Below are 25,391 nucleotides of genomic sequence, written 5' to 3' on the forward strand. Positions count from 1 at the left end.
CGGCCAGCGGCGGAATCGCTCCATGCCGATGCCGAGCATGGCACGGTGCCGTGCAGGCCAGACGTGAACTGCCGCTGCCGGCAGCGCATCGCGACCGCGCCGAGTCGGTGGCGTTCACGGTCGACGGCGCGCCTGGCAGGCATCGATCAGGCCTGCCCGGGGTCGCGACGCAGCGTTGGCCACTGCCGGTAGGTCATCGCCCGCCACAGCCATTCCATCGGGCCGAAACGGAAGCGGCGCAGCCACAGATGGCTGACCCCCACCTGCACGGCGAACAACAGCACGGCGAACACCAGCTGCGCGGCGCGCGGCATCACATCGAACCCGCCCAGCCCGTAGTGGTAGAACAGCAGCGTACAGACCAGCGACTGCGCCAGGTAATGGGTCAGCGCCATCCGCCCGACCGGCGCCAGCCATGCCAGGCGTGCGCGCCAGTGCACGATCCAGGCCAGGTAGCCCAGGCACATCGGCAGCGCCCCCACCGCCACCAGCGCCATCGCCGAGGTGGTGGCCAGGTCATACACACCGGGGGCCAGGTAGGGCTTCCACAGCACACCGGCCAGCGTGACCAGAAGCCCGACCGGCAGCGCGATCCAGCGCAGCCCGGCATACAGCCGTGGGAAACGCTCCGGTGTGGTCAATGCACCGCTGGCGGCGAAGCCGCTGCCCAGCAGGAACATGCCCAGCACTTCCGGGCCGGAAATGAACATGCCGCCCAGGGCCGCGCCGAATTCGCGCAGGCGCTGCACGGTGGCCTGCGTCCAGTCGCCCTGGCTGTACACCAGGCGCTGCTGCTCGATGCCCTGCTGTGCGCCGGCCAGCATCTTCTGCAGGTCCTGCGGCGCGGCCATCGACACCATCGCCCCCACCAGCAGCATCAGCGCGATACCCAGCCCGTACACCAGCAGCCCCATCCACGGCAGCCAGCTGCGTGGCGCTTCGCGGCAGGCCAGCAACGGTACCGACGCCAATGCATACAGCACCAGGATGTCGCCGGACCAGACCAGCAGCGCATGGCACAGGCCGATCAGCAGCAGTCCTGCACTGCGCCGCAGGTAGAACGGCGTGAACGCACGGCCGGCGGCCTCGGCGCGCTGCGCCATGAACGCAAAGCCGGCACCGAACAGCAGCGAGAACAGGGTGAAGAACTTGCCCTGCACGAATACGTAGACGAACGCATCGGCCCAGTAGTCGATGCCATGCCAGCGCGCGTCGATGCCGGTGAAGGCCAGGTCCAGCGGACCGCTGAGCGCCTCGATGTTCATCAGCAGGATGCCGAACAGGGCGACCCCGCGCAGCACATCAAGCACCGCGATGCGTTCGCCGGAGGCCACCGGCTGCAGGGAAAGGGGCGTGGCGTTCACGGCGTATCCGGCGGGCAGGTCCGCCATTATGCCGCCGCCCGGCAGGACGTGGATGGTCGCGCCCTGCTGCAGAAACGCAACGACCCGCCGAAGCGGGCCGTCGCAGCCATCACGATCGCGGTGCGATCAGTGGTGGTGACCACCGTCGCCGTGGACGTGGCCGTGCTCGATCTCTTCCTTGACGGCTTCGCGCACCTCGACGATCTCGACATCGAAGTGCAGGTCCTTGCCGGCCATCGGATGATTCAGGTCGACATCGACCACGCTCATGCCGACCTTCTGCACGGTGACCGCACGCGGGCCGAAGTTGGTCTGCAGCACGACCTGCTGTCCCGGGACCAGCTTGGCGGTGCCGAAATGCTTCTTTGGCACGCGCTGGGACAGACCGTCACGGCGCTCGCCGTAGGCATCGGCCGCGGTGACGTCGACGCTGAAGGTCGCGCCGGCTTCCTTGTCCATCATGGCGTTTTCCAGGCCCGGAATGATGTTGCCGTGGCCGATCAGGATCGCCAGCGGCTCGCCGCGGTCCTTGGACGATTCGATCGGCGCCTGGCCGGCCTCGGAGACGGTGTAGTGGAAGCGGACAACGCGGTCTTTTTCGATCTTCATGCGCAACTCTGTCTGGATCTGCCGGAGGCAGGCGGGTTGGGGCGGGTTGTCGCCCGGCGGGGACGCCGCCATCATGACGGCCTATCCAAGGTGGCGCATTATCCGGAGATCATGCTCATCACGCCAGTTTCGTCCGGCCCGCGCCGGCTCCTCGCGCCCGCCCTGCTGCTGGCCCTGCCCCTGCTGATCACCGCCTGCGGTGGCGGCAAGGCCGTGCGCCCGTCGGCTCCGCCGCCCACTGCCAGCTGGCCCAGCACCGTGCCGGACAACCCCGAAGCGGCCAATTCGGTGCTCATGCGCGCCATCAGCCTGGTCGGCACACCCTATCGCTATGGCGGCAACACCCCCGAGTCCGGCTTCGACTGCAGCGGCCTGGTGGCCTATGTGTATCGGGAAATGCTGGACCTGAAGCTGCCGCGCACCTCGCGCGACCTGGCCGCGGTACAGGGGCCGAAGATCGACCCGAAGCGTCTGGCGACCGGCGATCTGGTGTTCTTCGGCAGCCGCGGCAGCGTCAGCCACGTCGGCATCTACGTCGGCGAAGGACGCTTCGTGCATGCCCCAAGCACCGGTGGCACGGTCCGCCTGGATTCGCTCAGCGGTCCCTACTGGAAAGATCACTACACGGGCGCGAAACGTGTTCTTCGCTAAGCTGAACAGGCGATATGTTCAAAACTGTGACAGTCATCACTGCCAAACTAACGAATTACTAACGGAATTTTTAACTTATCCCTGCTTTTACAGGGCATGATGCCCCATCGTTTTTTTCCTGTGACCGACGCGTGACGACCGACGACCCGACGTGCCAAGGCCAGACCGCCGCTTCTTCGCGTAGTGTCCGCCCGCTTCTCCTGGGCCTGGCGCTGTGTCTGACCAGCCTCCCCGCCTGGTCGCAATCCGCTCCCGCCCGCACCGATGCCGAGGTGGCCCCGGCCGCCAGGGCCGACACTGCGGCCCCGCAGCGCAGCCGCGCCGATGCCGCTGCCAGTGCCACGCTGGCGGCCCTGCTGCCGCATCTGGCCGCCAACGACACCATTCCGCTGATGGACCGCTCGGCCATGGTGGCCGGCGATCTCAGCCGCCTGTTGGCCAACTACGACACCAGCAGCGCCGCCAATGGCAGCGTTGTCGGCACCGCCGCCGACAACGGCAAGGTGCAGTCGCTGCTGCGCCGGGCCATGACCCTGCTTGGCACCCCGTACCGCTGGGGCGGCAGCAATCCCGACAGTGGCTTCGACTGCAGCGGCCTGGTCGGCTACGTGTTCCGTTCCGCGCTGGGCATCGAGCTGCCGCGCGTCTCGCGCGAGATGGCCCACGACGCCAACGCCGAACTGATCAATGACCGCGCCGCGCTGGCCGCAGGCGACCTGGTGTTCTTCGGCCGCAAGGGCCGGGTCGACCATGTCGGCATCTATGTGGGCGATGGCCGCTTCCTGCACGCCCCGAGCACCGGCAAGGATGTCCGCGTCGACACCCTGCTCAGCGGCTACTGGGGCAACAAGTTCATGCAGGCCCGCCGCGTCGACCTCTGACCGGGGTCTCCTGCGCATTGCCTGACAAGCCGCTGCTCCGCAGCGGCTTTTTTGTTGGGCGGGACGCCGACGGGCCTGACGTCCTTGTCGCAACTGCCCCGATGGTGGCCGCTGATCGTCGCCGGCTGCGTTGGTCCTTCATGTCACGGTCCCAAGGGTCGCGACCGGCTGCCCCGTGCGGCCACGGCAATCCGGCGCGGGGCGGCGCGCCGGTTCGCCCGACCAGGCCGCCCGTGGTGCCCGGATGCTGGGGGAAGGCATGGCGGCAAGCCTGGAGATTCCATCACGCTGCGTGATCTGGTTCGGACAGCCGCAGGCGGCCGAACGCACCGCGCTGGCCGCCGCCGGCTGGCAGCTGCGCAGCGTCAGCCCCACTCCCGGCATGGCGGTGGGTCTGCGCGGCCGCGATCACCTGGTGGCCGTGGTGGACCTGCGCCACCTCGATGCCGACGCCCTGCAGCTGCTGCTGCCCTGGATCGAACGACATCACCACCTGCCCTGGCTGGCGGTACTGCCGCCCGGGCTGGGGAGTCCGCCACCGGCGTGGGGCGCCATCCTGCGCGCCTGCCTGGAGCAGTTCTCGCTGCCACTGGATCTGCAGGACCTGCTGGGCGCGATGCAGCGGCGATCCGACGACGACGGCCCGCCGCGCGCGTCGGTCTGCGCTGGCGCCGGGCTCCCCGCGCTGATTGGCGACAGCACCGCGCTGCTGGCGGTGCGCGCGGCCCTGCACAAGTTCGCGCCGGTCGAACTGCCGGTGCTGGTGACCGGCGAAACCGGCACCGGCAAGGAACTGGCGGCACAGGCGCTGCACGCGCTTTCCGGCCGTGCGGCGCGCCCGTTCCTGGCGGTGAACTGCGGTGCGATTCCCGCCAACCTGGTCCAGTCCGAACTGTTCGGCCACGAGCGCGGCGCCTTCACCGGTGCCGCGCAGCGCCGCATCGGGCTGTTCGAAAGTGCCCATGGCGGCACCGTGTTTCTCGATGAAGTCGGCGACCTGCCTGCCGATGCACAGACCAGCCTGCTGCGGGTGCTGCAGGAAGGCACCCTGGAGCGGGTGGGCAGCAACCAGCCGCTGCGGGTCGATGTGCGTGTGCTGGCCGCGACCCATGTCGAACTGGAACAGGCGGTGGCCCAGGGCCGCTTCCGCCGCGATCTCTACTATCGCCTCAACGTGCTGCGCCTGCCGATGCCGCCGCTGCGTGACCGCGGCAACGACGTGCTGCTGCTGGCCGAGCATTTCCTGCGCAGCTTCCGCCAGCGTCACCCCGGCCGCGCACGCGGTTTCGACCCCGGCGCACGCCAGGCGATGCGCGGCTTCGACTGGCCCGGCAACGTGCGCGAACTGTTGAACCGGGTGCAGCGTGCCGCGATCGTGGCAGAAGGCGAACTGATCGGTGCCGCCGACCTCGACCTGGCCGGTGCCGATGCGCCGGCACGGCGCGCCCCGCTGCAGGATGCGCGGGGACAGGTCGAACGCGATGTGCTGCTGCAGGCCCTGCGGCAACACGGCTACAACGTGTCGGCGTGCGCACGGCACATGCAGGTGTCGCGGGTGACGGTCTACCGGCTGTGCCGCAAGCACCAGCTGCAGCTGCCGCCCGAACGCTAGCGGTGACGCCGGGCGGTGCCCGGCGGCGGTGTCTGCATGGCCCGTTGGCCGCTACAGCATGTAGGGCACCTTGAAGGCCAGGGTGAAGTCCGGCGCGTCCGGCGTCAGGCCGATGCCCAGCAGCGTGACCAGCGTGGTGTGCTGGTTCAATGCATAGGTCACCCCCAGGTTCAGCGACGCGGCATTGGCATCACTGCCGATCACCTTCACCCATTGCCCGCCCTTGAAGCGGGTCGAGGCGCGGGTACTGATCTTGTCGCTGAAGGAAATGCTCAGGCTGGTACGTTCGTTGAACGCGAAGGCGACACCGGCCCCGAAGTACACCGACCCGCCCAGCTTGACGTCGCCGGGGTTGACCGTATCGGGGTTGCTGTCGATATCACTGAAGCCGCGCGGGAACGAATGCACATAGCCGGCATTGGCGAACAGGATCGCCGGATCGGCGGTCTTCACCATCGACACGCCGAGGTTGGCCTGCCACACGCCGTTGCCGGTCGGCTGCTCGCGCGGCACCGCGAAGCGGATGTAGTCATCGTCGTCGCGTTCGATCACCTTCCAGTCCAGGCCATACGGGGCACGCCCGGTCGGTGCGGTGAAGCCACCGGTCAGTACCGTCTCCGGGCGCCAGCCGCGCTCGCCGAACAGCCGGTAGTTGGCACTCATGCTGACATCGCCGATACCGCTGCCGTTGGTCTCCTCCTGCGCGATGGCCGCAGCGGCGCCGCCGGCGCCCCCCTTCTGGTAGACCGTGCGACGCGCCAGATAGGGCACGTCCATGTTCAAGGTCAGGTTGGGGCTGACCCCCCAGCGGGCGGCGAGGTTGTAGGTCAGCGAATCGGATTCGACATTCTCCACCGCGATGTTGCCGAGGAAGATCGCATCCAGTGCCAGAAAGCCGTTGAGGGTCAGCTGCTTGCGGTCGTAGCGGGCGTAGGTGAGGCTGTTTTCCAGCGTGAAGCGGCGCGAGAACAGCGCGGCCTGCTGCTGCTTGACGTCGTCGACGCTGCGCCGCGCTTCCTGCTTGGCCTGCTGCGCCTCGGCGGCACTGCTGGCGTAGCCTTCGCTGCTGGGTGGCACCGCAGCCGCCGCGGCGGGCGCCAACGCGGCAGCCGGCGCGGTGCCGGACCCCGCACGACCGCTCAGCCGTGCCTGCATCGCCTGCACCTGCATGTCCAGTTCGCGCAGGCGACGTACCTCCTGCGCGTAGTTGGCTTTCAGTTGTTCCAGTTGCGCGATCAGGGCCTGCATGTCGGCGCCATCGGTGGCCGCGGGCTGCTGGGCGAAGGCGGTCGCCGCCAGCGCCGCCAGCGCCAGCGGGGTAAGCCGGATGAATGTATGCATGTCGGTGACCTGCGTTGTGCCTCGATTCCCCCCGACCGGGCCGTGCTACTGGCCCGGACCCATGCCGCGGTTCAACCCGATCGCCTGCGCCACGTTCTGGCTCAACGGCAGGTTGCTCGCCACGGTGTTGCGCACCAGTTCCAGCTGCAGCCGGTTGCTGGCGGTCTGTCCATCGCCGGCCAGGGCAATGCCCTGCCCCACGCTGCCATTGCGGATCCACTGCTGGACCAGGCCCTGTCCATCGACCTGCAGCATCAGCCGGGCCTGGTTGCCATCGAGCACGGCCGTTGCACTGGCCCCGCCCTGCTGCATCTGTGCCACGCGCACGCCGTCGTCGGCCGCCGCGCCGGGCGCCACGCCGTCACGCACGGTCAGCGTGGTCACGTTGCGCGCGGTGTTGCCATCGCCGGCCACCTGCACGCTCTGCACCAGGCCGCTGGCATTGGCCAGGCCGGTGCTGTCGATGCTGCGTCCGGTGGTGGTCGGCAACGGCGCATCGGCCGCGGTGACCTGGACGCTGGGCTGGAACGTCAGCTTCGGGGTTGCGCCGGTGCGGAAGTCCATGCCCAGGGTGAGCGCGCCCTGTACGGTTGCGCCATTGGCGCCCTGCCACTGCGACACCATGGTCACGCCGAACCAGGCCACGTTGTTGCCCCCCACGGTGTAGCGGCCACGCATCAGGTTCAGTTCGGGATCGGGAATTTCCTTCAGGCCGCGCCCCGGTGCCCCTTCGGCCGCCAGCAACGGCGATACCGACAGCATCAGCAGCAGGGCCAGCAGTACACGTTGGCGTTGCATGATCGTGCCTCCTTCAGAACAGGTCGGCGTGGCTGAAGCCGAAGTCGACCAGTTCGGCATCGGTGATCGGTCCCTGCCGCGCATACAGCGCCCGGGCACTGGGCCGTTCGCTGGGCTGCAGCAGCACCGTGTTGCGGTCGAAGTCGCTGCCGATCACGACGAAAACGGCGCGTGACGGCCAGGCAGCGCTGAACTCGGACAGCGACAGGCTGCGGTTGCCGAGGATCGGATCGGCCACTTCCACCACGCCGTCGCGCACCTGCTTGAGCACGACGAAATGACGGAAGCCACGCACATCCATCAGCACCAGGCCGGGAACCCGCAGCGTGCGCAGGCGGGTCTCGTCGATGCGGTAGCCACGTCCACGCATGCCCAGCGATTCGACATAGCGCTTGATGTCCAGCAGCGAGAAGCCGCGTTCCTTTACCAGTTGTGGATCGGATACCCCCATCATTCCCTCGATCACCGTCGCTTCGTTCGTGTCCAGGTGGTAGGCGTAACGCAGGATGGTGGCCAGTGCGGCCGCGCCGCAGCTGTAGTCGGTGTGTTGCCGCACCAGGTTGCGGTAGCGCCGCTCCTGCATGCTCTCCACCTTCTGCTGCAGCAGTGCGCCGTTGGGCAGCACGCCACTGAACACCACTTCGCCCGCCCAGCCATGCACGCTGGCCAGCAGCAGCAGGCAGGGCAACAGACGCAGGTAGCAGCGACGACCGGCCATGATGTTCTCCAGCAGAAGGAAGGAGCCCCTGGCCCAAGGGGGAGGAGGGACAGGGGCTCCCGGGGACCCGGCCATTGGCGGATGGCCGGGCTTGTTGCGCTCAACGCAGGCTTGCTGCGAAAGCGGTCACGCTGGGGATCACTCGCCGCCGCCGGTGCCGCCACCGCCGGTGCTCGGCTGTGCCACCGCCAGCGCCAGGCTGTTGGCCTGCAGATTGCCGGTGCCGGAGGCCACGTTCACGCCGATGTTGCCGGAGGCGCCGGAGAAGGCACTGCCCGACAATGCCGAGGTGTTGGTCGCATTGACGTTCACCCAGCGGGTGGTGCTGACCGTGCCGCTGAGGCTGGCATACAGGTCGGCCACGCCCAGTTCGACGAACTGGCTGGTGCCGCTTTCACGCGTGTCGAAGCCCAGCCCACCCACGCCCGGACGATTCGGGTTCATCGTTGCGTTCTGGATCTCGTTGTCCAGGTCGATGTGGCCGGTGCTGTTGCCATCCGGATGCGGCAGGTCGCCATCCCAGGTATCGAGGTAGTAGTTCGCCATCTGGTAGGCATTGCCGGAACCGCGGTAGGTGCCGGCACCGTAGGCCAGGGTCAGGCCGCTGACGCCGCCGCGCATGCCGACCTGCACCGTATCGGTGTAGGACTGCACGAAGCCGGCGTTGGACACCGTGTTGCCGGTGGAGACCTGGTTGGAGCTGATGCTCGACTGCGCCATCGCGCTGGTGGCCACCGAGGCCGCAAGGGCGTTCTTCTGCTCGTTGTTGTTGCCCGACGCGATGTTCACGCCGATGTTGCCCGACGCGCCGCCGAAGGCATTGCCACCGAGGCCGGCCGCGTTGGTCACGCCGGTATTCATGGTGGTGTTGTTGAAGCCGGCCTGGTTGACGAACACTTCGGCGTCAGCCATGCCGAAGCTGAAGGACGCATCGGCGGCCGACAGCGATGCTGCGTTGTCCTGCGCGTTGTTGTCGCCGGCCACCACGTTGAAGCCGAGGTTGCCGGACGCGCCGGCGCCGACGTCATCGGCGATGGAGGCGGAGTTGGTCACCAGGCTGTTGGAACCGAGGTTGTTGCTGATCGACTGGCGGTTGTCGATGACCGCGATCGCGGCCGAGTCCAGGTCGATGTTGCCGGTGATGGTCGGATCGCCCGAGAAGTTGATGTCCGAGCTCAGCCGCAGGTCCTTCTCCAGGTTCACGTCGACGCCGTGGTTGTTCTTTTCCTTGCGCTCGTCGGCCTGGATGTTGCTGTTCTTCTGCACCTGCTCGTTGACGTTCACCGTGCGGGTGCGGCTGACGTTGGAGGTGTCGGTGTTGTTGCGCACCGTGGTGTTGGTGCGGGTCCAGTTGCGGACTTCGTTGTCGGTATGGTTGTGGGTGTCGTTGCGGGTCTCGGTCACGACATGGTTGTGGTTGATGTTCGCGCTGGCATTCTGGTTGTCCCAGCCATTGGCCGCCGCAGCGGTCGAGGCAGTGGCAATTGCCATGGCGAGTACGGTCTGTTTGACGGTCGCTTTCATGGTGCCCTCTCTCTCATCAGGTGATACATCGGGTGGTTGTTGCTCACGGGTTGCCCTGCACGGCCATGGTCAGCACGTTGGCCGTGTCATTGCGCGCTCCCGCGATCTGATTGAGTTGCAGGACACCGTCGAAGCCCCGCAGCGCCGTCGAAGCGACGCCGGCACTGCGGATACCCGCCGCAACACCGTCACCGGTGTCGCCCTGCCCCCCTGCTGACGCGATGTCCGAGGCGGCCAGCGCCGCGTCATCGGACTCGCGTATGCCTTGCCGGGCCAGCGTCGCGCTGACGACGTTGAGCGTCGTGTTGGCGATGCCGCTGGTCTGGTTGATCGATGCGATGCCACTGGCGCCGGCCAACGCCTGGCCGCCGATCTGCGCACTGGCATCCAGCGGCGCCGACAGCACCCGGTTGCCGCTGCGTTGCTGGCGCGCTGCGATCGCTGCCGCGGCCTGCGCTCCGCTGGCCATGCCATGCAGGTTGGCCTGGATGTTGAGGTCGCCGGCGGCCTGGTTGACCGCGATGGCACCGCTGGCGCCGGCCAGTGCACGGCCGTCGATGCGGGCCACGTCCAGATACGCGAGCATGCCGCTGTACTCGTCGGCGATGGCGGCCAGCGGCGATGCCAGCGCGAACAGGCCCAGCATGGCCTGCAGTGCGCGCTTCACTTGCCACCCGCCTGTGCCGGCGCACCCAGCGGGAACTGCGACAGCGCACCGCGCACGGTATCGCCGATGCCACGCGTGGTGTTGCCGACCGCACCCAGCGGGCCGCTCATCGCACCGCTGAGGCTGCTGCCGCTCATCATCCCTTCGCCGGAGCGGCCGAGGGTGCCGCCCAGCGCCTGCTGGGTGACCCGCTCGACGGTGGTACCGCCCGGCGCGCTCACGCTGCCGGCGTGGCCGGCGCCCAGGCCGGCGTAATCGTCATCGCTGAGTTCGTCCATGCCACTGGAGCCGCCGCTGCTGCCGAGGGCAGCGGCAATCTCGCGCTGCGGCTTGGGGTCGGCGATGAGCGCCATGCCGGGCGGTGCCATGCGGTACGCCGGGCGCGCCGCCACGTCCCGCAGCAGCACCATTTCGCCCGGCTGCGATTTCACGCCCTGGCGGGCACCCGAGGCCGCGGCCGCCAGTGGGCAGGCCAGCGCCAACAGCAGCATCAGCTGCCGCGCGGAAACCGTGAAGTGGTTGCTGCTGTCCATGCCGCTCTCCCGTTGCGTATGCGCAGGGACAGAGCAGATTCCGTGCCAACCGGCGAAGGTCGGCGCAGCGGGGCATTGCGCAGCGCAAGGGGCTGGCGGCTGGCGCCACGCTGTTACAGCCGTGTGCGGATTGCGTTTGCCTTAACGCGCAGGAAACATCACGGCGCAAGGCCGCACGGGGGCTGTATCAACCCTGTTACAGCGGCTGATACAGCCTGTTGCAGCGCCGCTTCAGGCGCGCGGCGGACTCGGGTCGGGATCGTCCATGCCGACATTGGTGGACGGGTTGTCATACACCGCCTGGTCCAGCAGCCCGGTTTCCTTGGCCACCAGCACCGGCACAAGCATCTGCCCGGTCACATTGGTCATGGTGCGCATCATGTCCAGGATGCGATCGATCGCATACAGGTAGCCGATGGTTTCCAGCGGCAGGTTGGCCGCACTCAGCACTACCGTCGCCATGATCACCGCCGTACCGGGAACGCCAGCCGTACCGAAACTGCCCAGCACCGATGCGATCAGCACCACCACGTACTGCTCGGGGGTCAATGGCACACCGCTGTACTGCGCGATGAACACCGCGCACAGCGCCGGGTAGATCGCACCGCAGCCATCCATCTTGATGCTCGCCCCCAGCGGCACCGCGAACGAACCGTAGTCCTTGTTCACGCCCAGGTTGTGGGTGATCGAGCGCAGCGCCACCGGCATCGCGGCGAAGCTGGACGAGCTGACGAACGCCACCTGCATGCCCGGCGCGGCGCCGCGGAAGAACTTCAGCGGATTCAGCCCGTGCGACAGCAGCAGCGCGCTGTAGACCACCACGATGTGCAGCGCGCAGGCCACGTACAGCGCCAGCACGAAGTGACCCAGCGGCAGCAGCTTCTCGAAACCATAGCTGCCGACCAGGCCGGCGATCAGGCCGAACGTGCCGATCGGGGTGACTTCCAGCACGAAGCGGGTCACCTGGATCATGATGTCGCTCATCTGCCCGACCAGCTTGCGCGCCTCGGTCACCTTCTCGCCCAGCTTGACGATGGCAAAGCCGACCAGGCCGGCAAAGAAGATCACCGGCAGGATCGAGCCGCGTCCGGCGGCGAGTACGGTCTCGCCTGCTGCGTTGACCTTGGTGCCGATGCCCGACAGCGCGTAGAACACGTTGGCCGGCACCACGTCCAGCAGCACCTGCACCACGCTGGGCACTTCGCGCGGCACGTAGTTGCTGGCCATCGACAGCTGCAGGCCACCGGCACCGGGCTGCAGCACGGTGCCCACCCCCAGGCCCACGCACACCGCCAGCGCAGCGGTGATCACGAACCACAGGAAGGTGCGGCCACTGAGCGCGGCAACCGACTTCTGGCCGTGCAGCGAGGAGATCGCGTTGATGACCGCGAAGAACACCAGCGGCACCGCGATCATCTTGATCAGGGTGACATACAGCTCACCGAGCGGGCCGAACCACGTTTCCGCGGCCGGGCCCAGCGCCCAGCCGGCCAGCGCGCCGAGCACGAAGCCACCGACCACGCGCTGCCAGAATGGAATCCGCAGCCAGGCAGAGACCAGCTTCATAGGCAATCCAGAGGGGAAGGAAGGGATGCTGGAACGATAGCCCAAGGCGGCCTGCGGAACGACCGCCCGGCTGGCAAATCAGTGTGTCATCGGCGTGCCTTGCGGCGCCGGGCATAATGAACGTCCCGTTACACTTTGTGAGATCCCTGCGTCCATGCGCCGTTCCATCTCCCTGTTGGCCGCCTGCGCCACGACCCTGCTGCTCGGTGCCTGCGCCAGCACCGCCCCCGCTTCCGCCCCGGCCGGCCTGAAGGTGGCCGTTGAGCCGGTCGCCCACCCGGCCGGCGAAACGCCGCAGTGGTGGTACCGCAGCGGCGCTGCCCAGGCCGCGGCCAACGGCGCGATGTCCGGCAAGGCCAAGAACGTCATCCTGTTCCTCGGCGATGGCATGAGCCTGACCACCGTGGCGGCCTCGCGCATCTACGAGGGCCAGCAGAAGGGCAGCTCCGGCGAAGAGAACCTGCTGTCCTGGGAGCGCTTCCCGGCCACCGCGTTCAGCAAGACCTACAACACCGATTCGCAGACGCCGGATTCGGCGGGCACGATGACCGCCATCACCACGGGCGTGAAGACCCACATGGGCGCGATCGGCGTCAGCGCCGGCACCCGCACCGACTGTGCCGACAGCCTGTCCAAGGGCCTGTTGACCTGGCTGCAGCTGGCCGACAGCGCCGGCCTGGCCACCGGCGTGGTCTCCACCGCGCGCCTGACCCATGCCACCCCGGCGGCCACCTACGCGCACTCGCCCGAGCGCAACTGGGAAAACGACACCGACCTGACCGAAGCGGCCAAGGCCGCCGGCTGCAAGGACATCGCCCAGCAGCTGCTGTCGACCTCGCGCTACGGCCGCGGCCCGCTGGTCGCCCTTGGCGGCGGCCGCGGTGAGTTCACCACGGTGGAAGAGCGCGATCCCGAGTACGACGACAAGGTCGGCCAGCGCCTGGACGGGCGCAGCCTGGTGCAGGAATGGCAGCAGGCGCACCCGCAGGGCGCCTATGTGTGGAACAGCGCGCAGTTGAAGGCGGCCGCCAACGCACCGGCCATCCTCGGCCTGTTCGAACCGGACCACATGCGCTACGAGTACGAGCGCCCGCAGGATCCGGGCGGTGAGCCGAGCCTGGCAGAACTGACCGCTGCGGCGATCAGGAACCTGGCCAAGCACCCGGAAGGTTACGTGCTGATGATCGAGGGCGCGCGTATCGACCATGCCAACCACAGCGGCAACGCCTACCGCGCGCTGACCGAAACCGTCGCGCTGTCCGACGCGGTGCGCGTGGCCAATGAACTGACCTCGGCCGATGACACCCTGATCATCGTCACCGCCGATCATTCGCACACCCTGAACTTCGTCGGCTACCCGGCACGCGGCAACCCGATCCTGGGCAAGGTCAAGGACAAGGGCGGCGAAGACGGCGCCGGCAAGCTGGATTACGCGCTGGACGGCAATGGCCAGCCCTACACCACGCTGAGCTACGCCAACGGCCCCGGCCATACCGGCACCAGCAACCAGCAGCCTGCCGGCCCGAAGCGTTACCCGCACAACCCCAGCAGCTTCGAACCGGCCCACGGCCGCCCGGACCTGCACGGCGTCGATACCGAGCACCCCGACTACATGCAGGAAGCGCTGGTGCCGATGAAGTCCGAATCGCACGGCGGCGAAGACGTCGGCATCTGGGCCCGCGGCCCGGGCAGCAAGGCGATCCGCGGCACCCTGGAACAGAACGCGATCTACCACATGATCGTGCAGGCCACCCCGGCCCTGCGCGAACGCCTGTGCCAGGCTGGTACCTGCGATGACAAGGGCGTACCGGTGCAGCTGCCGGCACCGGCCACCTTCGAGCGCCAGGCCGAGGCCAGGTGATGGCTCGGCCGGCACACCCTGCCACCGCCGGCGGCCGCTTCGCGCGGTCGCTGGTGCTGCTCGGCGTGCTGGCCAGTTCCAGCGCGCTGGCGCAGGCCCCGGCGTGCAGGCTGCTGACCGACGAACACGGGTTGTGGCCGCTGCCCCACTGCGAGGTGGTCGATCACCGGCCGCAGATCAGCGCGGACACGCTGCAGGACCTGAACTACGACGACCACGGCCTGGCCGTGGTGTATGCCGACCAGGGCTTCCACTATGTCGACCGCAACGGCCGCAGTCTGCCGGTGCTGACCTGGGACAATGGCCCGGAAACGCCGCAGGAAGGCCTGCTGCGCGGCCGCGTCGGCAACCGCGTGGGTTACTTCGACCTGCGGTTCCGCCAGGTGATCCCGGCGCTGTTCGATTTCGCGTGGCCGTTCCAGGATGGGGTGGCCGAGGTCTGCAACGGGTGCCGGCGTGGCGCGCCTGATGGCGATGGGCATACGCCGATGGAAGGCGGGGAGTGGTTCCGGATCGACCGCTCGGGGCGTCGGGTGAAGTAGGCTTTTTTCGGCAGGGCTGCGCCCTGCACCTGCCGAAGCCAGAGCCGAAGCCAGAGCCATAGCGGCTCTGGTTTTCTGCTTGCTGGGCGGGACGGGGTGGGTCCGGTTGAGGGGGTACTTCAAGGACGGGTTCACGGTGCCCCCTCAACCAGACCCATTCCGCCATCCCACGGATCGCCTGCTGTTGCTTCGGCTTCGGCGGGTGCAGGGCGCAGCCCTGCCAGGCCCCCCCCCTTATACTTCCCGCCGTGAGTACCTTCCCCACCGTGGTCGCGCTGCAATCCCCGCTGCTGGTCGCCTACAGCGGCGGGCTGGATTCGAGTGTGCTGCTGCACTGGCTGCAGCGCTGCGCGCAGGTCGGCGGCACGCGGCTGCGCGCGGTGCACGTGCACCACGGCCTGCAGGCCAGCGCCGATGCCTGGGTACGGCACTGCCAGCAGCAATGCGATGCCATGGGCATCGAACTGGCCGTGCATCGCGTGCAGGTCGACACGGCGGCCGGCCTCGGCCTGGAAGCGGCGGCGCGTCAGGCGCGGCGCGCGGCGTTCGCTGCCGAACTGCGCGAAGGCGAAACACTCGCACTGGCCCAGCACCAGGACGACCAGGCCGAGACCTTCCTGCTGCGTGCCCTGCGCAGCTCCGGCGTCGATGGGCTGGCAGCGATGGCCGCCGACAGCACCCTGCACGGCCACCGCCTGTGGCGGCCGCTCCTGCTCACCCCCCGCGACGCGCTGCGCGACTACGCGCAGACCCATGCCCTGCGCTGGATAGAAGACCCCAGCAACCAAGGCGACGAAGCCGACCGCAACTTCCTGCGCCTGCACGTCATGCCGCTGCTGCGGCAGCGCTGGCCACATGCGGCCGCGGCGCTGGCCGGCAGCGCCGGGCATTGCGCGCGGACCCGCGCGCTGCTGGACGAGGAAGATGCAGAGCTGATCGCCCACCTGGAAGTGGCGCCCCGCGTGCTGTCGCTGGAACTGCTGCGCCAGGTCCCGCCCGCGCGCGCTGCGCGCGTGCTGCGCGCCTGGGTGCGCGCGCACGGTGCCGCACCGCTGCCGGCCACGGTGCTGCAGCAGTTGCAGCAGGAACTGCTGGACGCGCCCGGCGATCGCCAGGCGCAGGTGCGCTGGCAGGATCACGCCATTCAGCAGTGGCGCGGCCACGCCTACCTGCTGCCGGCGCTGCTGCCCGCGCTGCCGGCGGACTGGCAGGCGCCGTGGGATGGCCGCGCGCCGCTGCCGCTGCCCGATGGCGGGCAGCTGCGCCTGCTCGGCGGCGCGGCCTTCGACCGCCCGCTGCTCGTGCGCGCGCGGCAGGGCGGCGAGCGCATCCTGCTGCCGGGGCGCACGCATTCACATGCACTCAAGGACTGCCTGCAGCGCGAGCACCTGGCGCCATGGCGGCGCGCACAGCTGCCGCTGCTGTTCGAGGGCGACCAGTTACTGGCGGCCGCCGATGTGGTCATCGCGGCCCCGCTCCAGGCCTGGCTGCAGGCACGCGGCGCGCAGCTGCAGTGGCGTCCGGGCGGCTGGTGAATTGACCCCCGCGCGCGCGCCGTCCACACTTGTCGCATGGCCAAGAAGTCCCCCGAAAACGCCTCCCCGGTCGCCCAGTTCGAGCAGTCGCTCGAATCGCTGGAGCAGCTGGTGGAGCAGATGGAAACCGGCGAGCTGAGCCTGGAAGCCTCGCTCAGCGCCTACGAACGTGGTGTCGGTCTGTACCGGCAGTGCCAGCAGGCACTGGAGCAGGCCGAGCTGCGCGTGCGCCTGCTCAGCGATCCGGCCCAGCCGGAAACCGCCGAACCGTTCGATCCGCCCGGCCATGACGGCTGAGGCGGTGTTCGCGCGCTGGCGCGACCGCATCGAAAGCCAGCTCGACGCCGCCCTGCCCTCGCCGGCCGATGCACCGCAACGCCTGCACCAGGCCATGCGCTATTCGGTACTGGGCGGTGGCAAGCGCATGCGCCCGCTGCTGGTGTATGCCAGCGGCCAGCTGTTCGGTGCACCGCTGGATGCGCTCGATGCCGCTGCGATGGCGGTGGAACTGATCCACGCCTATTCGCTGGTGCACGATGATCTGCCGGCAATGGACGATGACGCCCTGCGCCGTGGCAAGCCCACCACCCACATCGCGTTCGACGAAGCCACCGCGATCCTGGCCGGCGATGCCCTGCAGACCCGCGCATTCGGCCTGCTGGCCGACGCGCCATTGCCGGCCGGCCTGCGCGTGGCCTGCCTGCAGACCCTGGCCCACGCGTCCGGTGCCGCCGGCATGTGCGGTGGCCAGGCGCTGGATATCGATGCCACCGGCCAGCAGCAGTCGCTGGACGGGCTGACCCGCATGCACGGGCTGAAGACCGGCGCGCTGATCCGCGCCGCGGTGCGCATGGGCGCGCTGTGCGGTGAAGCGCAGGCACCGGCGCTGGCGCAGCTGGATACCTTTGCCGATGCGCTCGGCCTAGCCTTCCAGGTGCGCGATGACATCCTTGATGTCGAAGCCAGTTCCGAACAGTTGGGCAAGACCGCGGGCAAGGACCAGGCGCAGGAAAAGAGCACCTTCCCCGCCCTGCTGGGCATGGACGGCGCGAAGGCGCAGCTGCGCGAACTTGCTGCACGCATGCAGGCTGCACTGGCCGGCTACGGCGAAGAAGCCGACGCGCTGCGCGCGCTGGCGACCCTGGCGGTGGAACGCGATCATTGATCGTGGCGCTGGTGCTGCCGCACTGCGCGCTCACCGGTCATGGCCCGGCGCTACCGCCAGGCAAGAAAAACGCCCGGCAATGCCGGGCGTTTTCGTTCCAGCGTGCAGCCGGTCTTACTTGATCAGGCGCAGCGCGAACGGGTAGCGGTACGCTTCACCGTTGTTGGCCTTGACCGCTGCGATGATGCAGAACACCAGGTTGATGATGCCGACGATCGGGGCCAGGATGCCGCCGATGATCACGATCATCAGGAGGATGCTGATGACCATGGCGATGGTCACGGTGATCTGGAAGTTCAGGGCTTCCTTGGCCTGGTCGGTGACGAACGACTTGGCAGCATCATCCTTGTTGATCAGCCAGATGATCAGCGCGCCGATGAAGCCGGTGAAGATGCCCAGCAGATGCGCTGCCAGGGCCATGGTGCGCTGGTCGGCCGGCACATCGGTGGTCACCGGCGGCGGGACGTTATCGAATTCGCTCACGACAAAACTCCTTTTCATTGGGTGGTCTTGACCCACCAGCACCAAGCTGGCTGCGTCAGGCGCGCATAGCTTACGCCATCAATGGCATCAATCATTACCGGCGATGGTCATCCGCCCGACCAGGATCGAGCCGGTGCGGATGTGCGAGCGCGGGTCGACGTCGCTGCCCACCGCCTCGATCCGGGCGAACATCTCGCGCAGGTTGCCGGCGATGGTGATGCCATCGACCGGATACTGGATCTGGCCGTTCTCGATGCGGAAACCGCCGGCGCCGCGCGAGTAGTCGCCGGTCACCCCGTTCACGCCCTGCCCCATCAGTTCGGTCACCAGCAGGCCGTCGCCCATCTGCGCGGCGATGTCCTGCAGCGTACCGGCGTTGGCGGCCAGCTGCAGGTTGTGCACGCCGCCGGCGTTGGCGGTGGTCTGCAGGCCCAGCTTGCGCGCCGAGTAGCAGCCCAGCACATAGCGCTGCAGCACCCCGTCGCTGACCAGGGCCGAGGCCCGGGTCGCCACGCCATCGCCATCGAATGCCGCCGAGCGCAGGCCACGGCGCAGGTGTGGCAGCTCTTCGATCTGCATCCAGTCCGGGAACAGCTGCTGGCCCACGCTGTCCAGCAGGAAGCTGGCCTGGCGGTACAGCGCACCGCCGGACACCGCCGACAGCAGGTGGCCGACCAGGCTGCGCGCCACTTCCGGGGCGAACAGGACCGGCATGCTGCCGGTCGACAGCGAGCGCGGCTGCAGGCGGGCGACCGTACGCTCGGCGGCGCGGCGGCCGACGCTGGCCGGGTCCTCCAGGTCTTCACGGGCAAGTGCGCCGGTGTACCAGCCGTCGCGCTGCATGCCATCGCCGGTCCCGGCGATCAGCGCACAGCCGATCGAATGGTGGGTGCCGCGCTCGCGGCCGATGAAGCCATGCGAATTGGCGTAGACCGACACGCTCTGCATGCTCGATACCGAGGCGCCATCGGAATTGCGGATCTGCGCATCGGCCTCGCGGCCGGCAGACTCGCAGGCCAGCGCCAGGTCCACCGCCTCATCGGCCTGCAGCGCCCACGGGTGCCAGCCGTCCAGCTCGGGAAAGTCCCGGGCCATCAGCGCGGCGTCGGCCAGGCCGGCGGCCGGATCGTCCTCGGTGTGGCGGGCGATCGCGCAGGCCTGCTCGACCGTGGCCGCCAGGCTGGCCGGGTTCAGATCGGCGGTGCTGGCACTGCCCTTGCGCTGCCCGAAGTAGACCGTCACGGCGATGCCGCGGTCGCGGGTGGATTGCACGGTCTCGACCTCGCCCAGGCGAACGTTGACCTCCAGCCCACGGTCTTCGCTGCAGCTCACTTCGGCCTGGCTGGCGCCCAGCGCGCGGGCCTGCTCCAGCAGCTGCTGGGAGATGTCGGCCAGCCGTTCCAGCCGGGCCGGGCTGTCGTCGCCGACGGCGACTTCAGGGGCGATCACGTTCAATGCTTTATCCTGTACAGGTTGGGCCCGGCATCACGCCGGGCGACTTTTTTAGAAATCAGGTAGGGACGATGCGCGGACGCGACGAAGAAACCGGTGAATTCCACGACAAGAGCCGCAGCCAGAACCGGCGCGACGCGCTCGACGTCCTGGCCCTGGGCGAAAAGCTGGTGTCGCTCACTCCGGCCCAGCTGGCGCGCCTGCCGATCCCCGAGGACCTGCTGCCGCACATCGCCGAGTGCAAGCGGATCACGGCCCATATCGCCCACAAGCGGCAGCTGGCGTTCCTGGCCAAGCACATGCGCCGCGAAGAGGACGCCACGCTGGACGCCATCCGCGATGCGCTGGATGCCAACAGTGAAACCGGTCGCCGCGAAGTGGCGATGATGCACCGCGTCGAAGACTGGCGTGAGCGCCTGCTTGCCGAGGGCGACAAGGCGCTGGCCGCATTGCTCGACGACTACCCGCAGGCCGACCGCCAGCAGCTGCGCACGCTGGTCCGCAATGCCCAGGCCGAAAAGGCCAGGAACAAGCCGCCGCGGGCCTACCGCGAGATCTTCCAGGTGCTGCGTGCGCTGATGCTGCCGGCGGCGCTGGGCCTGAAGGCCGGCGCTGACGACGTCGAGGCCGACGACGCGGCCGACGCCAGCGACGAGGACTGAGTCCCCGCCGGGCGTGGCGGTGGCGGCGGCCATCGCCGTGCTCAGGCCTGGGTACCGCCGACGGTGATGCCCTCGATCAGCAGCGAGGGCTGGCCGACACCGACCGGCACGCTCTGCCCGTCCTTGCCGCAGATGCCAACGCCTTCGTCCAGGGCCAGGTCGTTGCCGACCATGCGCACCTTCTGCATGGTTTCCGGGCCGTTGCCGATCAGGGTGGCGCCCTTCACCGGTGCGGTGATCCGGCCATCTTCGATCAGGTAGGCCTCGGTGGCCGAGAACACGTACTTGCCGCTGGTGATGTCGACCTGGCCGCCACCGAAGTTGACGGCGTACAGGCCCTTCTTCACCGAACGGATCATTTCCTGCGGGTCGTGCTGGCCGGCGCGCATGTAGGTGTTGGTCATGCGCGGCATGGTCATGTGCGCGAACGATTCGCGACGGCCGTTGCCGGTCGGCGCCACGCCCATCAGGCGGGCGTTGAGGCTGTCCTGCATGTAACCGACCAGGATGCCGTCCTCGATCAGCGTGGTGCACTGGCTCGGGTGGCCTTCGTCATCGATGTTGAGCGAACCGCGGCGCCCGTCCAGCGTACCGTCGTCGACGATGGTCACGCCCGGCGCCGCCACGCGTTCACCGATGCGGCCGGCATAGACGCTGGTGCCCTTGCGGTTGAAGTCGCCTTCCAGGCCATGGCCGACCGCTTCGTGCAGCAGTACGCCCGGCCAGCCCGGGCCCAGCACCACCGGCATCACCCCGGCCGGCGCCGGCACCGCGTCCAGGTTCACCAGGGCCTGCCGCAGCGCTTCGCGGGCGAACGCTTCGGGGCGGCCGTCGGCGAACAGCTGGTCGTAGCCATAGCGGCCACCGCCACCGGCGTAACCGGATTCGCGGCGCCCGTTCTGCTCGACGATCACCTGCACGTTCAGCCGCACCAGCGGGCGCACGTCGGCACCCAGCACGCCGTCGGTGCGCGCCACCAGCACGGTGTCCACGCCACCGGACAGGCTGACCATCACCTGCTTCACGCGCGGGTCGGCCGCGCGCAGATACCCGTCCAGGCGCTTGAGCACTTCGACCTTGGCCTCGTTGCCGATGCCGTCGATCGGATCCAGCGCCGGGTACAGCACCCGCGCATCGCCACGCAGCAGCGAGCGCCCGGACTGGGCCCCGCCTTCGCGCGAGATCGCCCGTGCCGACTGCGCGGCGGTCAGCAGCGCGTCGGCGTGGATGTCATCGGAGTAGGCGAAGCCGGTCTTCTCGCCGGCGATCGCACGCACGCCCACGCCCTGTTCGATGGAATGGGCGCCGTCCTTGACGATGCCGTCCTCCACGCTCCAGCTCTCGCGCCGGGCGTGCTGGAAGTACAGATCGCCGAAGTCCACGCCAGGGCCCAACAGCTGCCCGAAGGTGCGCTCCAGGCCAGCGGTATCGAGGCCACCAGGGCGCAACAGGCGGTCTTGGGCAAGCGTCAGGGCGGTATCAGTCATGGTCTCGATCTGGGGGTGTGAAGGCGGCCAGGCAAGGCCGCCGGGAAAACCGCGGGACCACGCTCAGCGCGTGCGCGGCAGGTCGGTGACGGTCGGCGGCACCACCGGCGCCGGGCCGCGTGGCGCAGGGGGTGGCGCGCGCTCGCGGCTGCGTTCGATCACTTCCACCTTGGGCTCCTTCCACGGGCCGGTCACCTTGTAGGTCCGGGCACCGATCTCGCCCAGCGGCTTGGACAATACCGCATTGGTAGCCGCCCCCAGCGCTGCGCCCACCGGACCACCGGCCACCGCGCCGACCACGGTCAGCAGGTTGCCCGCGCGCGGGTTGACGTCGATGGTCTGGTCGAACTGCTGGCGGCGCAGGTCGGCCTGGCCACGGATGGTGATGTTGGCCGCCGGGCCTTCGATAAGGACCCTGTCGGTGCGGGCCATGCCATCGCCGAACTGCACCCCGCCCTGCACCTGGTTGAAGGCGAAGCCCTTGGAGAAGAAGTCGCGGAAGTCGAACATCAGGCGCCGCGGCAGCTGGGCCACGCTGAGCAGGCCCAGTACCCGTCCAGCGCCGGGCTCCAGTTCCAGCAGCTGGCCGTTGCGCGCGTCGACGTCCAGGTGACCCTGCAGGTTGCCCAGCTGGAAATCCGACGGGCCGCCCGGCCACGCCGCCTGCAGCTGGGCATGACCGGAACCGCCGCGCAGCTGGCCGCCGTAATCGAGGTTCTGCAGCAGCCCGCCCAGGTCCTCACTGCGGATCTGCGCGTTCAGTTCGGTGCGTGAACCCGCGCCCTTGCCCAGCCAGCGACCGCGGATGTCGATCTCCTGGTCGGGCGCGCGGAAGCGCAGTTCCTCCACGCTCAGGCCGCCCGACAGCGGGCGCGTGCGCAGCACGGCCTGGCCCAGCACGACCTTGCCGAAGGTGAGATCGGCGATGTCCAGCGCGAACGCGGGCAGCGTGGCCGGGTTCATGTCATCGGCACCGGCCTGCACCCGTGCCGGTGCCGCGGCCGCGCCGGGAACGGTTGGCAGCGACTGCCAGTGCACCCGGTCCAGCTGGCCGCTGATGGTGCCGCCCTCGGCATTGGGCACGCTCAGGCGGCCGGCCAGCGAGGGCCCCTCCAGGCGCACGTCCAGCGCCTGCGGTCCCGGGCGCAGCTGCAGCCGGGTCTGTTCGAACACGCCGCCGATCAGCATCAGCTGCGCCACCTGCACGTCCACCGCGCGCAACGGCATCGGATCGCCATCGCCGCCGGCGCCACGGGCCAGGCCGATCCATTCCAGCGCATCCAGGGTCGGGCTGCGGCCGTTGATGGTCAGCCCGCTGGGCGGCGGATCGCGGTCGACCTGGCCGCTGCCCAGGGTCACCTGCACACCGGTCTGGTTGTTGTGGCTGCGTGCGGCCAGCGCCAGGCGCTGGCCGAAGGCCACGTCGATGCGCCCGGCGCCCATCGGCAGCTGCGCGGCCACCGTGGTCGGCAACGGTTCGGCGGCCGGCTTCCGCAGTGGTGCCGGCAGATCCAGGCGGGTCCCGACCAGATCCGAGTGCAGGCGCAGCTCGCTGGGCGGTGCCGGCGCACCCGGCGCGACCTTGGGCAGGTTGACCGCGATCGTCCACGGCGAGGTGCCGTTGATGTACGGCTTGAGCCAGGCCATTTCCGGAGCGCGGTCGATCAGCACCCCGGCGTCCAGGGTGGCCGCCAGCGTCGATTCGAAGGCCAGCTTCGGGTCGCGCACGAAGCCGCCGGCGCGCAGGCTCAGCCGGCCGTCCTGACCGAGGTGGCGTACGGCCAGGTCCTCGGCCGCGAAGCCGCCGTTGCTGTAGCGCGCCTGCCCGCGCATGCCGTCGAACTCCAGCTGGAAGCGCTTGTCGACCAGCTTCAGGCCGCCCAGGTCCACCGTGCCCTGCAGGTGCCCGCCGCCCTGGCCGTGGCGCAGCGGCTGCAGCAGGTCGAAATGCACGTTCGCCGGGCCGCTGGCAGCCAGGTTGTCCAGCGTATCGCCGTACTCCCGGTGCAGTGGGCTCTGCCGCAGCATCGCCAGCAGCTTGCCGGCATCGCCCTGGCTGTCGGCGCGCACGTACAACGGCTGCTGGCCGAAATCCTGGATGCCGGCGTCGAACCGCTGCACCGCCACCCCGGCCAGGTCGCCCCGGCCCTGCATGTGGAAGCCGGGCCCGATGAAGGCGACATCGGCGTCGACCTGTCGCATCAGCGGCCAATCGTGCTGGAACCGGATATCGCCCTGGGTGATGTGACCGGTGGCCTCGAAGCGGCCATCGTTGTCGTCGAACGGCCAGTTGTCGAGGTCGCCACTGACCAGGCCGATGCCATTGCGCACCTGGCCGCCGGCCAGCGCCATGTCCAGCCAGTCGGTGGCGCCCTTGCTCATCTTGGAATGGATCCAGAAACGCTTGGCCGCCGTCATCGGCACATCGTCCAGCTTCGCCGCCAGCTGCATCCACGGCCGCGTGCCATCGCCCTGGAACCAGAGGCCGCCGCGTACGTCGGCGGCGTAGTCGGTGCCTTCCACGCGCATCGCCGGGGTGCCGATGCGCCAGCCACCGGCTTCGTCCTTCCAGCCTACGATCTGCCCGGCCAGGTGCAGGTCGTGGCGCACGCCGAACCCGGTCGGCCAGTCGAACTGCAACTGGCGCTGCGGCTGCAGCTGCAGGCTGAACCCTTCGGCATCGCCCTCGAATCGGCCGGCCAGGCCGCGCAGGCCCGGCGCGTTGCCGACGCTGGCAAAGCCCAGCGCCTGCAGTTCGCCCTGCGCCCACAGCGGCCCGTCACGCTGGCCGCGCAGCTGCAGGCCGCCCACGTCCAGCTGTGGCCTGGCCAGGTACAGCCAGCGACGCAGGCCCGGCGCCAGGCGGTCACTCAGCGACAGCGCGCGCAGTGCGGTACCCGCCTGTGCCGCAGCGGCCTGTACCTGCAGCTGCCTGCCCAGCTGCAGGTGCAGGCCGTCCAGCTGCTGCTGGCGGCCATCGGCCTGCAGGCGCAGGCGCGGCACCTGCAGCGTCCAGCCGTCGGCCACACGCTGCCAGCGCAGGCGCGCCTGCACGCGCTGCAGGGTCAGGTCCGGGCGGGCAATGCCCGGCATCGGTGCGCCCTCGATGCGCAGATCGCGCAGGTCCGAATCGGTGGTCAGGGCGATCGGCGCGAAATCACGCAGCGTCAGCCACAGGTTCAGTTCACCCTTGCCCTCGCGCAGGCGTATGCCGCCGGCGGCCAGCAACGGCGCCCAGGCGTGGAAATCGATCGGATCGGCCCCCAGCCAGGCCTGGCCGTTGCCGCGCTTGCGGTCCAGGTCCAGCACGGCGGTCAGCGGCAGCGCCTGGGCCTGGGCCCAGGCGCGCACGCCCACCCGCAGGCGCTCGCCGTCCACGCGCAGGCGCAGATCGATGCGCGGCAGCGTGGCATCGATGCCCAGCTGCGGCGCGTGCACGCCCAGCCGGCCGCCGATCACCTGCAGTTCGCCCAGCCGGCGCAGCGCGTCCAGCGGATCGCCGCCGGTGCTGGAACGCGGCAGGCCACGCACCGTCCAGCGGCCATCGGCGGCCTGCTGCAGGTCCAGCGCCAGCCCGCGCAGGCGCAGCTCGGTCAGCGACCGGCCCGGCAGCAGGCCGCTGTACATCGAGACCAGCACCTCGGCATCGCCGATCGCCAGTCCCGGGCCGGCGCCGATGCGCAGCCCGGTCAACTGCAGCAGCGGGCCGCGCCGGGTCCAGGCGGTGTCCAGACGTTCAAAGCGCACCGGCTGGCCGGCGCGTTCGCTCAGCCACGCGGCGATCCGCTCCGGATGCCGCTCAGCCAGCGGCAGCAGCTGGCTGAGGGTGCCCACCAGCAGCGCCAGCCCGACCAGGCCAACCGCGCATGCGGCGATGAGATGACGGCGGATCCTTCGCAGTCGCAGGCGCGGCGGCGCGCTCATCGCCCACCGTGCAAAG

At 69.2% G+C, this 25,391-nt stretch carries 22 protein-coding genes; 9 read left to right on the forward strand and 13 right to left on the reverse strand.

The genetic code is table 11. The annotated features are described in order from the left end of the window. Positions 1–146 precede the first annotated feature (146 nt). Together Q5Z10_RS15325 and Q5Z10_RS15330 are read right to left on the reverse strand one after the other, a co-directional pair. Positions 147–1,391, reverse strand: a complete 1,245-nt coding sequence (locus tag Q5Z10_RS15325; RefSeq protein WP_303636253.1) for a DUF418 domain-containing protein — start codon at positions 1,389–1,391, stop codon at positions 147–149. 99 nt (positions 1,392–1,490) lie between these two features. Continuing rightward, entirely contained in the window at positions 1,491–1,973 is a 483-nt protein-coding gene (locus tag Q5Z10_RS15330; RefSeq protein WP_303636254.1) for an FKBP-type peptidyl-prolyl cis-trans isomerase, read from the reverse strand. Between the two features lie 111 nt (positions 1,974–2,084). On the opposite strand from Q5Z10_RS15330, the gene Q5Z10_RS15335 reads away from it, so the two are divergent. From Q5Z10_RS15335 to Q5Z10_RS15345, 3 genes are all read left to right on the forward strand, one after another. Continuing rightward, positions 2,085–2,624 (forward strand): C40 family peptidase, encoded by a 540-nt coding sequence (locus Q5Z10_RS15335; RefSeq protein WP_303639201.1) that lies wholly within the window; start codon positions 2,085–2,087, stop codon positions 2,622–2,624. A 131-nt stretch (positions 2,625–2,755) separates the two neighbouring features. Then, positions 2,756–3,505: a C40 family peptidase gene (locus Q5Z10_RS15340; protein ID WP_442758921.1), complete on the forward strand. Its 750-nt coding sequence runs from the start codon at positions 2,756–2,758 to the stop codon at positions 3,503–3,505. Between the two features lie 259 nt (positions 3,506–3,764). After that, positions 3,765–5,117 carry a sigma-54 interaction domain-containing protein gene (locus Q5Z10_RS15345; RefSeq protein WP_303636255.1) on the forward strand — a complete coding sequence of 451 codons (1,353 nt, stop codon included), beginning with the start codon at positions 3,765–3,767 and terminating at the stop codon, positions 5,115–5,117. 51 nt (positions 5,118–5,168) lie between these two features. Here Q5Z10_RS15345 and Q5Z10_RS15350 read toward each other — a convergent pair whose 3' ends face one another. The 7 genes from Q5Z10_RS15350 to Q5Z10_RS15380 all read right to left on the reverse strand — a co-directional run bounded on the left by Q5Z10_RS15350 (position 5,169) and on the right by Q5Z10_RS15380 (position 12,264). Then, positions 5,169–6,458: a transporter gene (locus Q5Z10_RS15350; RefSeq protein WP_303636256.1), complete on the reverse strand. Its 1,290-nt coding sequence runs from the start codon at positions 6,456–6,458 to the stop codon at positions 5,169–5,171. A 45-nt stretch (positions 6,459–6,503) separates the two neighbouring features. Continuing rightward, complete coding sequence (locus tag Q5Z10_RS15355) at positions 6,504–7,256, reverse strand: hypothetical protein (protein ID WP_303636257.1); 753 nt, start codon at positions 7,254–7,256, stop codon at positions 6,504–6,506. A gap of 13 nt (positions 7,257–7,269) precedes the next feature. Then, the gene (locus Q5Z10_RS15360; protein ID WP_303636258.1) at positions 7,270–7,974 is read right to left on the reverse strand and encodes a C39 family peptidase; all 705 of its coding nucleotides are present in this window, start codon (positions 7,972–7,974) and stop codon (positions 7,270–7,272) included. A gap of 138 nt (positions 7,975–8,112) precedes the next feature. After that, on the reverse strand, positions 8,113–9,498 hold the full coding sequence (locus tag Q5Z10_RS15365) for a FapB/FapC family functional amyloid domain-containing protein (RefSeq protein ID WP_303636259.1): 1,386 nt from the start codon (positions 9,496–9,498) through the stop codon (positions 8,113–8,115). Between the two features lie 43 nt (positions 9,499–9,541). Next, positions 9,542–10,144 carry a FapB/FapC family functional amyloid domain-containing protein gene (locus Q5Z10_RS15370; RefSeq protein WP_303639203.1) on the reverse strand — a complete coding sequence of 201 codons (603 nt, stop codon included), beginning with the start codon at positions 10,142–10,144 and terminating at the stop codon, positions 9,542–9,544. A gap of 17 nt (positions 10,145–10,161) precedes the next feature. Further along, positions 10,162–10,656, reverse strand: coding sequence for a FapA family amyloid fibril periplasmic chaperone (locus Q5Z10_RS15375; protein ID WP_345783998.1), 495 nt, complete (start codon positions 10,654–10,656; stop codon positions 10,162–10,164). Positions 10,657–10,929: 273 nt separating this feature from the next. Further along, positions 10,930–12,264, reverse strand: a complete 1,335-nt coding sequence (locus Q5Z10_RS15380) for a dicarboxylate/amino acid:cation symporter (protein WP_303636261.1) — start codon at positions 12,262–12,264, stop codon at positions 10,930–10,932. Positions 12,265–12,418: 154 nt separating this feature from the next. Here Q5Z10_RS15380 and Q5Z10_RS15385 point away from each other — a divergent pair, with 154 nt between their 5' ends. From Q5Z10_RS15385 to Q5Z10_RS15405, 5 genes are all read left to right on the forward strand, one after another. Next, on the forward strand, positions 12,419–14,125 hold the full coding sequence (locus Q5Z10_RS15385; RefSeq protein WP_303636262.1) for an alkaline phosphatase: 1,707 nt from the start codon (positions 12,419–12,421) through the stop codon (positions 14,123–14,125). Then, positions 14,122–14,667 carry a WG repeat-containing protein gene (locus tag Q5Z10_RS15390; protein ID WP_303636263.1) on the forward strand — a complete coding sequence of 182 codons (546 nt, stop codon included), beginning with the start codon at positions 14,122–14,124 and terminating at the stop codon, positions 14,665–14,667. Before Q5Z10_RS15385 ends, Q5Z10_RS15390 begins: the two co-directional genes overlap by 4 nt. 248 nt (positions 14,668–14,915) lie before the next feature. Further along, a complete protein-coding gene (tilS, locus tag Q5Z10_RS15395; RefSeq protein ID WP_303636264.1) occupies positions 14,916–16,202 on the forward strand; it encodes a tRNA lysidine(34) synthetase TilS in 1,287 nt (428 codons plus the stop codon). A gap of 36 nt (positions 16,203–16,238) precedes the next feature. Continuing rightward, positions 16,239–16,499: an exodeoxyribonuclease VII small subunit gene (locus Q5Z10_RS15400; protein ID WP_099843229.1), complete on the forward strand. Its 261-nt coding sequence runs from the start codon at positions 16,239–16,241 to the stop codon at positions 16,497–16,499. After that, positions 16,489–17,367 (forward strand): polyprenyl synthetase family protein, encoded by an 879-nt coding sequence (locus Q5Z10_RS15405; RefSeq protein WP_303636265.1) that lies wholly within the window; start codon positions 16,489–16,491, stop codon positions 17,365–17,367. The genes Q5Z10_RS15400 and Q5Z10_RS15405 overlap by 11 nt, the downstream gene beginning before the upstream one ends. Positions 17,368–17,481: 114 nt before the next feature. Here the strand turns inward: Q5Z10_RS15405 and Q5Z10_RS15410 are convergent, their stop codons facing one another. Together Q5Z10_RS15410 and pmbA are read right to left on the reverse strand one after the other, a co-directional pair. Continuing rightward, entirely contained in the window at positions 17,482–17,850 is a 369-nt protein-coding gene (locus Q5Z10_RS15410; protein ID WP_303636266.1) for a DUF4870 domain-containing protein, read from the reverse strand. A gap of 87 nt (positions 17,851–17,937) precedes the next feature. After that, the gene (pmbA, locus tag Q5Z10_RS15415; RefSeq protein WP_303636267.1) at positions 17,938–19,305 is read right to left on the reverse strand and encodes a metalloprotease PmbA; all 1,368 of its coding nucleotides are present in this window, start codon (positions 19,303–19,305) and stop codon (positions 17,938–17,940) included. 68 nt (positions 19,306–19,373) lie between these two features. Between pmbA and yjgA the strand changes: the two genes are divergently transcribed. Beyond that, the gene (yjgA, locus tag Q5Z10_RS15420; protein ID WP_303636268.1) at positions 19,374–19,964 is read left to right on the forward strand and encodes a ribosome biogenesis factor YjgA; all 591 of its coding nucleotides are present in this window, start codon (positions 19,374–19,376) and stop codon (positions 19,962–19,964) included. A gap of 41 nt (positions 19,965–20,005) precedes the next feature. Here yjgA and tldD read toward each other — a convergent pair whose 3' ends face one another. Both tldD and Q5Z10_RS15430 read right to left on the reverse strand, forming a co-directional pair. Further along, a complete protein-coding gene (gene tldD / locus Q5Z10_RS15425) occupies positions 20,006–21,451 on the reverse strand; it encodes a metalloprotease TldD (protein WP_303636269.1) in 1,446 nt (481 codons plus the stop codon). Between the two features lie 63 nt (positions 21,452–21,514). Then, entirely contained in the window at positions 21,515–25,375 is a 3,861-nt protein-coding gene (locus Q5Z10_RS15430; RefSeq protein ID WP_303636270.1) for a YhdP family protein, read from the reverse strand. Positions 25,376–25,391 lie beyond the last annotated feature (16 nt).

It is taken from the genome of Stenotrophomonas sp. 704A1 (genome assembly GCF_030549525.1).
Lineage (GTDB): Bacteria > Pseudomonadota > Gammaproteobacteria > Xanthomonadales > Xanthomonadaceae > Stenotrophomonas > Stenotrophomonas tuberculopleuritidis.

What these genes read in the sequence shown, in the direction of transcription:
- Q5Z10_RS15325 (WP_303636253.1), bottom strand. Translation starts at nt 1,391, where the DNA reads ATGGCGGACCTGCCCGCCGGATACGCCGTGAACGCCACGCCCCTTTCC.
- Q5Z10_RS15330 (WP_303636254.1), bottom strand. Translation starts at nt 1,973, where the DNA reads ATGAAGATCGAAAAAGACCGCGTTGTCCGCTTCCACTACACCGTCTCC.
- Q5Z10_RS15335 (WP_303639201.1), top strand. Translation starts at nt 2,085, where the DNA reads ATGCTCATCACGCCAGTTTCGTCCGGCCCGCGCCGGCTCCTCGCGCCC.
- Q5Z10_RS15345 (WP_303636255.1), top strand. Translation starts at nt 3,765, where the DNA reads ATGGCGGCAAGCCTGGAGATTCCATCACGCTGCGTGATCTGGTTCGGA.
- Q5Z10_RS15350 (WP_303636256.1), bottom strand. Translation starts at nt 6,458, where the DNA reads ATGCATACATTCATCCGGCTTACCCCGCTGGCGCTGGCGGCGCTGGCG.
- Q5Z10_RS15355 (WP_303636257.1), bottom strand. Translation starts at nt 7,256, where the DNA reads ATGCAACGCCAACGTGTACTGCTGGCCCTGCTGCTGATGCTGTCGGTA.
- Q5Z10_RS15360 (WP_303636258.1), bottom strand. Translation starts at nt 7,974, where the DNA reads ATGGCCGGTCGTCGCTGCTACCTGCGTCTGTTGCCCTGCCTGCTGCTG.
- Q5Z10_RS15365 (WP_303636259.1), bottom strand. Translation starts at nt 9,498, where the DNA reads ATGAAAGCGACCGTCAAACAGACCGTACTCGCCATGGCAATTGCCACT.
- Q5Z10_RS15370 (WP_303639203.1), bottom strand. Translation starts at nt 10,144, where the DNA reads ATGCTGGGCCTGTTCGCGCTGGCATCGCCGCTGGCCGCCATCGCCGAC.
- Q5Z10_RS15375 (WP_345783998.1), bottom strand. Translation starts at nt 10,656, where the DNA reads ATGCTGCTGTTGGCGCTGGCCTGCCCACTGGCGGCCGCGGCCTCGGGT.
- Q5Z10_RS15380 (WP_303636261.1), bottom strand. Translation starts at nt 12,264, where the DNA reads ATGAAGCTGGTCTCTGCCTGGCTGCGGATTCCATTCTGGCAGCGCGTG.
- Q5Z10_RS15385 (WP_303636262.1), top strand. Translation starts at nt 12,419, where the DNA reads ATGCGCCGTTCCATCTCCCTGTTGGCCGCCTGCGCCACGACCCTGCTG.
- Q5Z10_RS15400 (WP_099843229.1), top strand. Translation starts at nt 16,239, where the DNA reads ATGGCCAAGAAGTCCCCCGAAAACGCCTCCCCGGTCGCCCAGTTCGAG.
- Q5Z10_RS15405 (WP_303636265.1), top strand. Translation starts at nt 16,489, where the DNA reads ATGACGGCTGAGGCGGTGTTCGCGCGCTGGCGCGACCGCATCGAAAGC.
- yjgA (WP_303636268.1), top strand. Translation starts at nt 19,374, where the DNA reads ATGCGCGGACGCGACGAAGAAACCGGTGAATTCCACGACAAGAGCCGC.
- tldD (WP_303636269.1), bottom strand. Translation starts at nt 21,451, where the DNA reads ATGACTGATACCGCCCTGACGCTTGCCCAAGACCGCCTGTTGCGCCCT.
- Q5Z10_RS15430 (WP_303636270.1), bottom strand. Translation starts at nt 25,375, where the DNA reads ATGAGCGCGCCGCCGCGCCTGCGACTGCGAAGGATCCGCCGTCATCTC.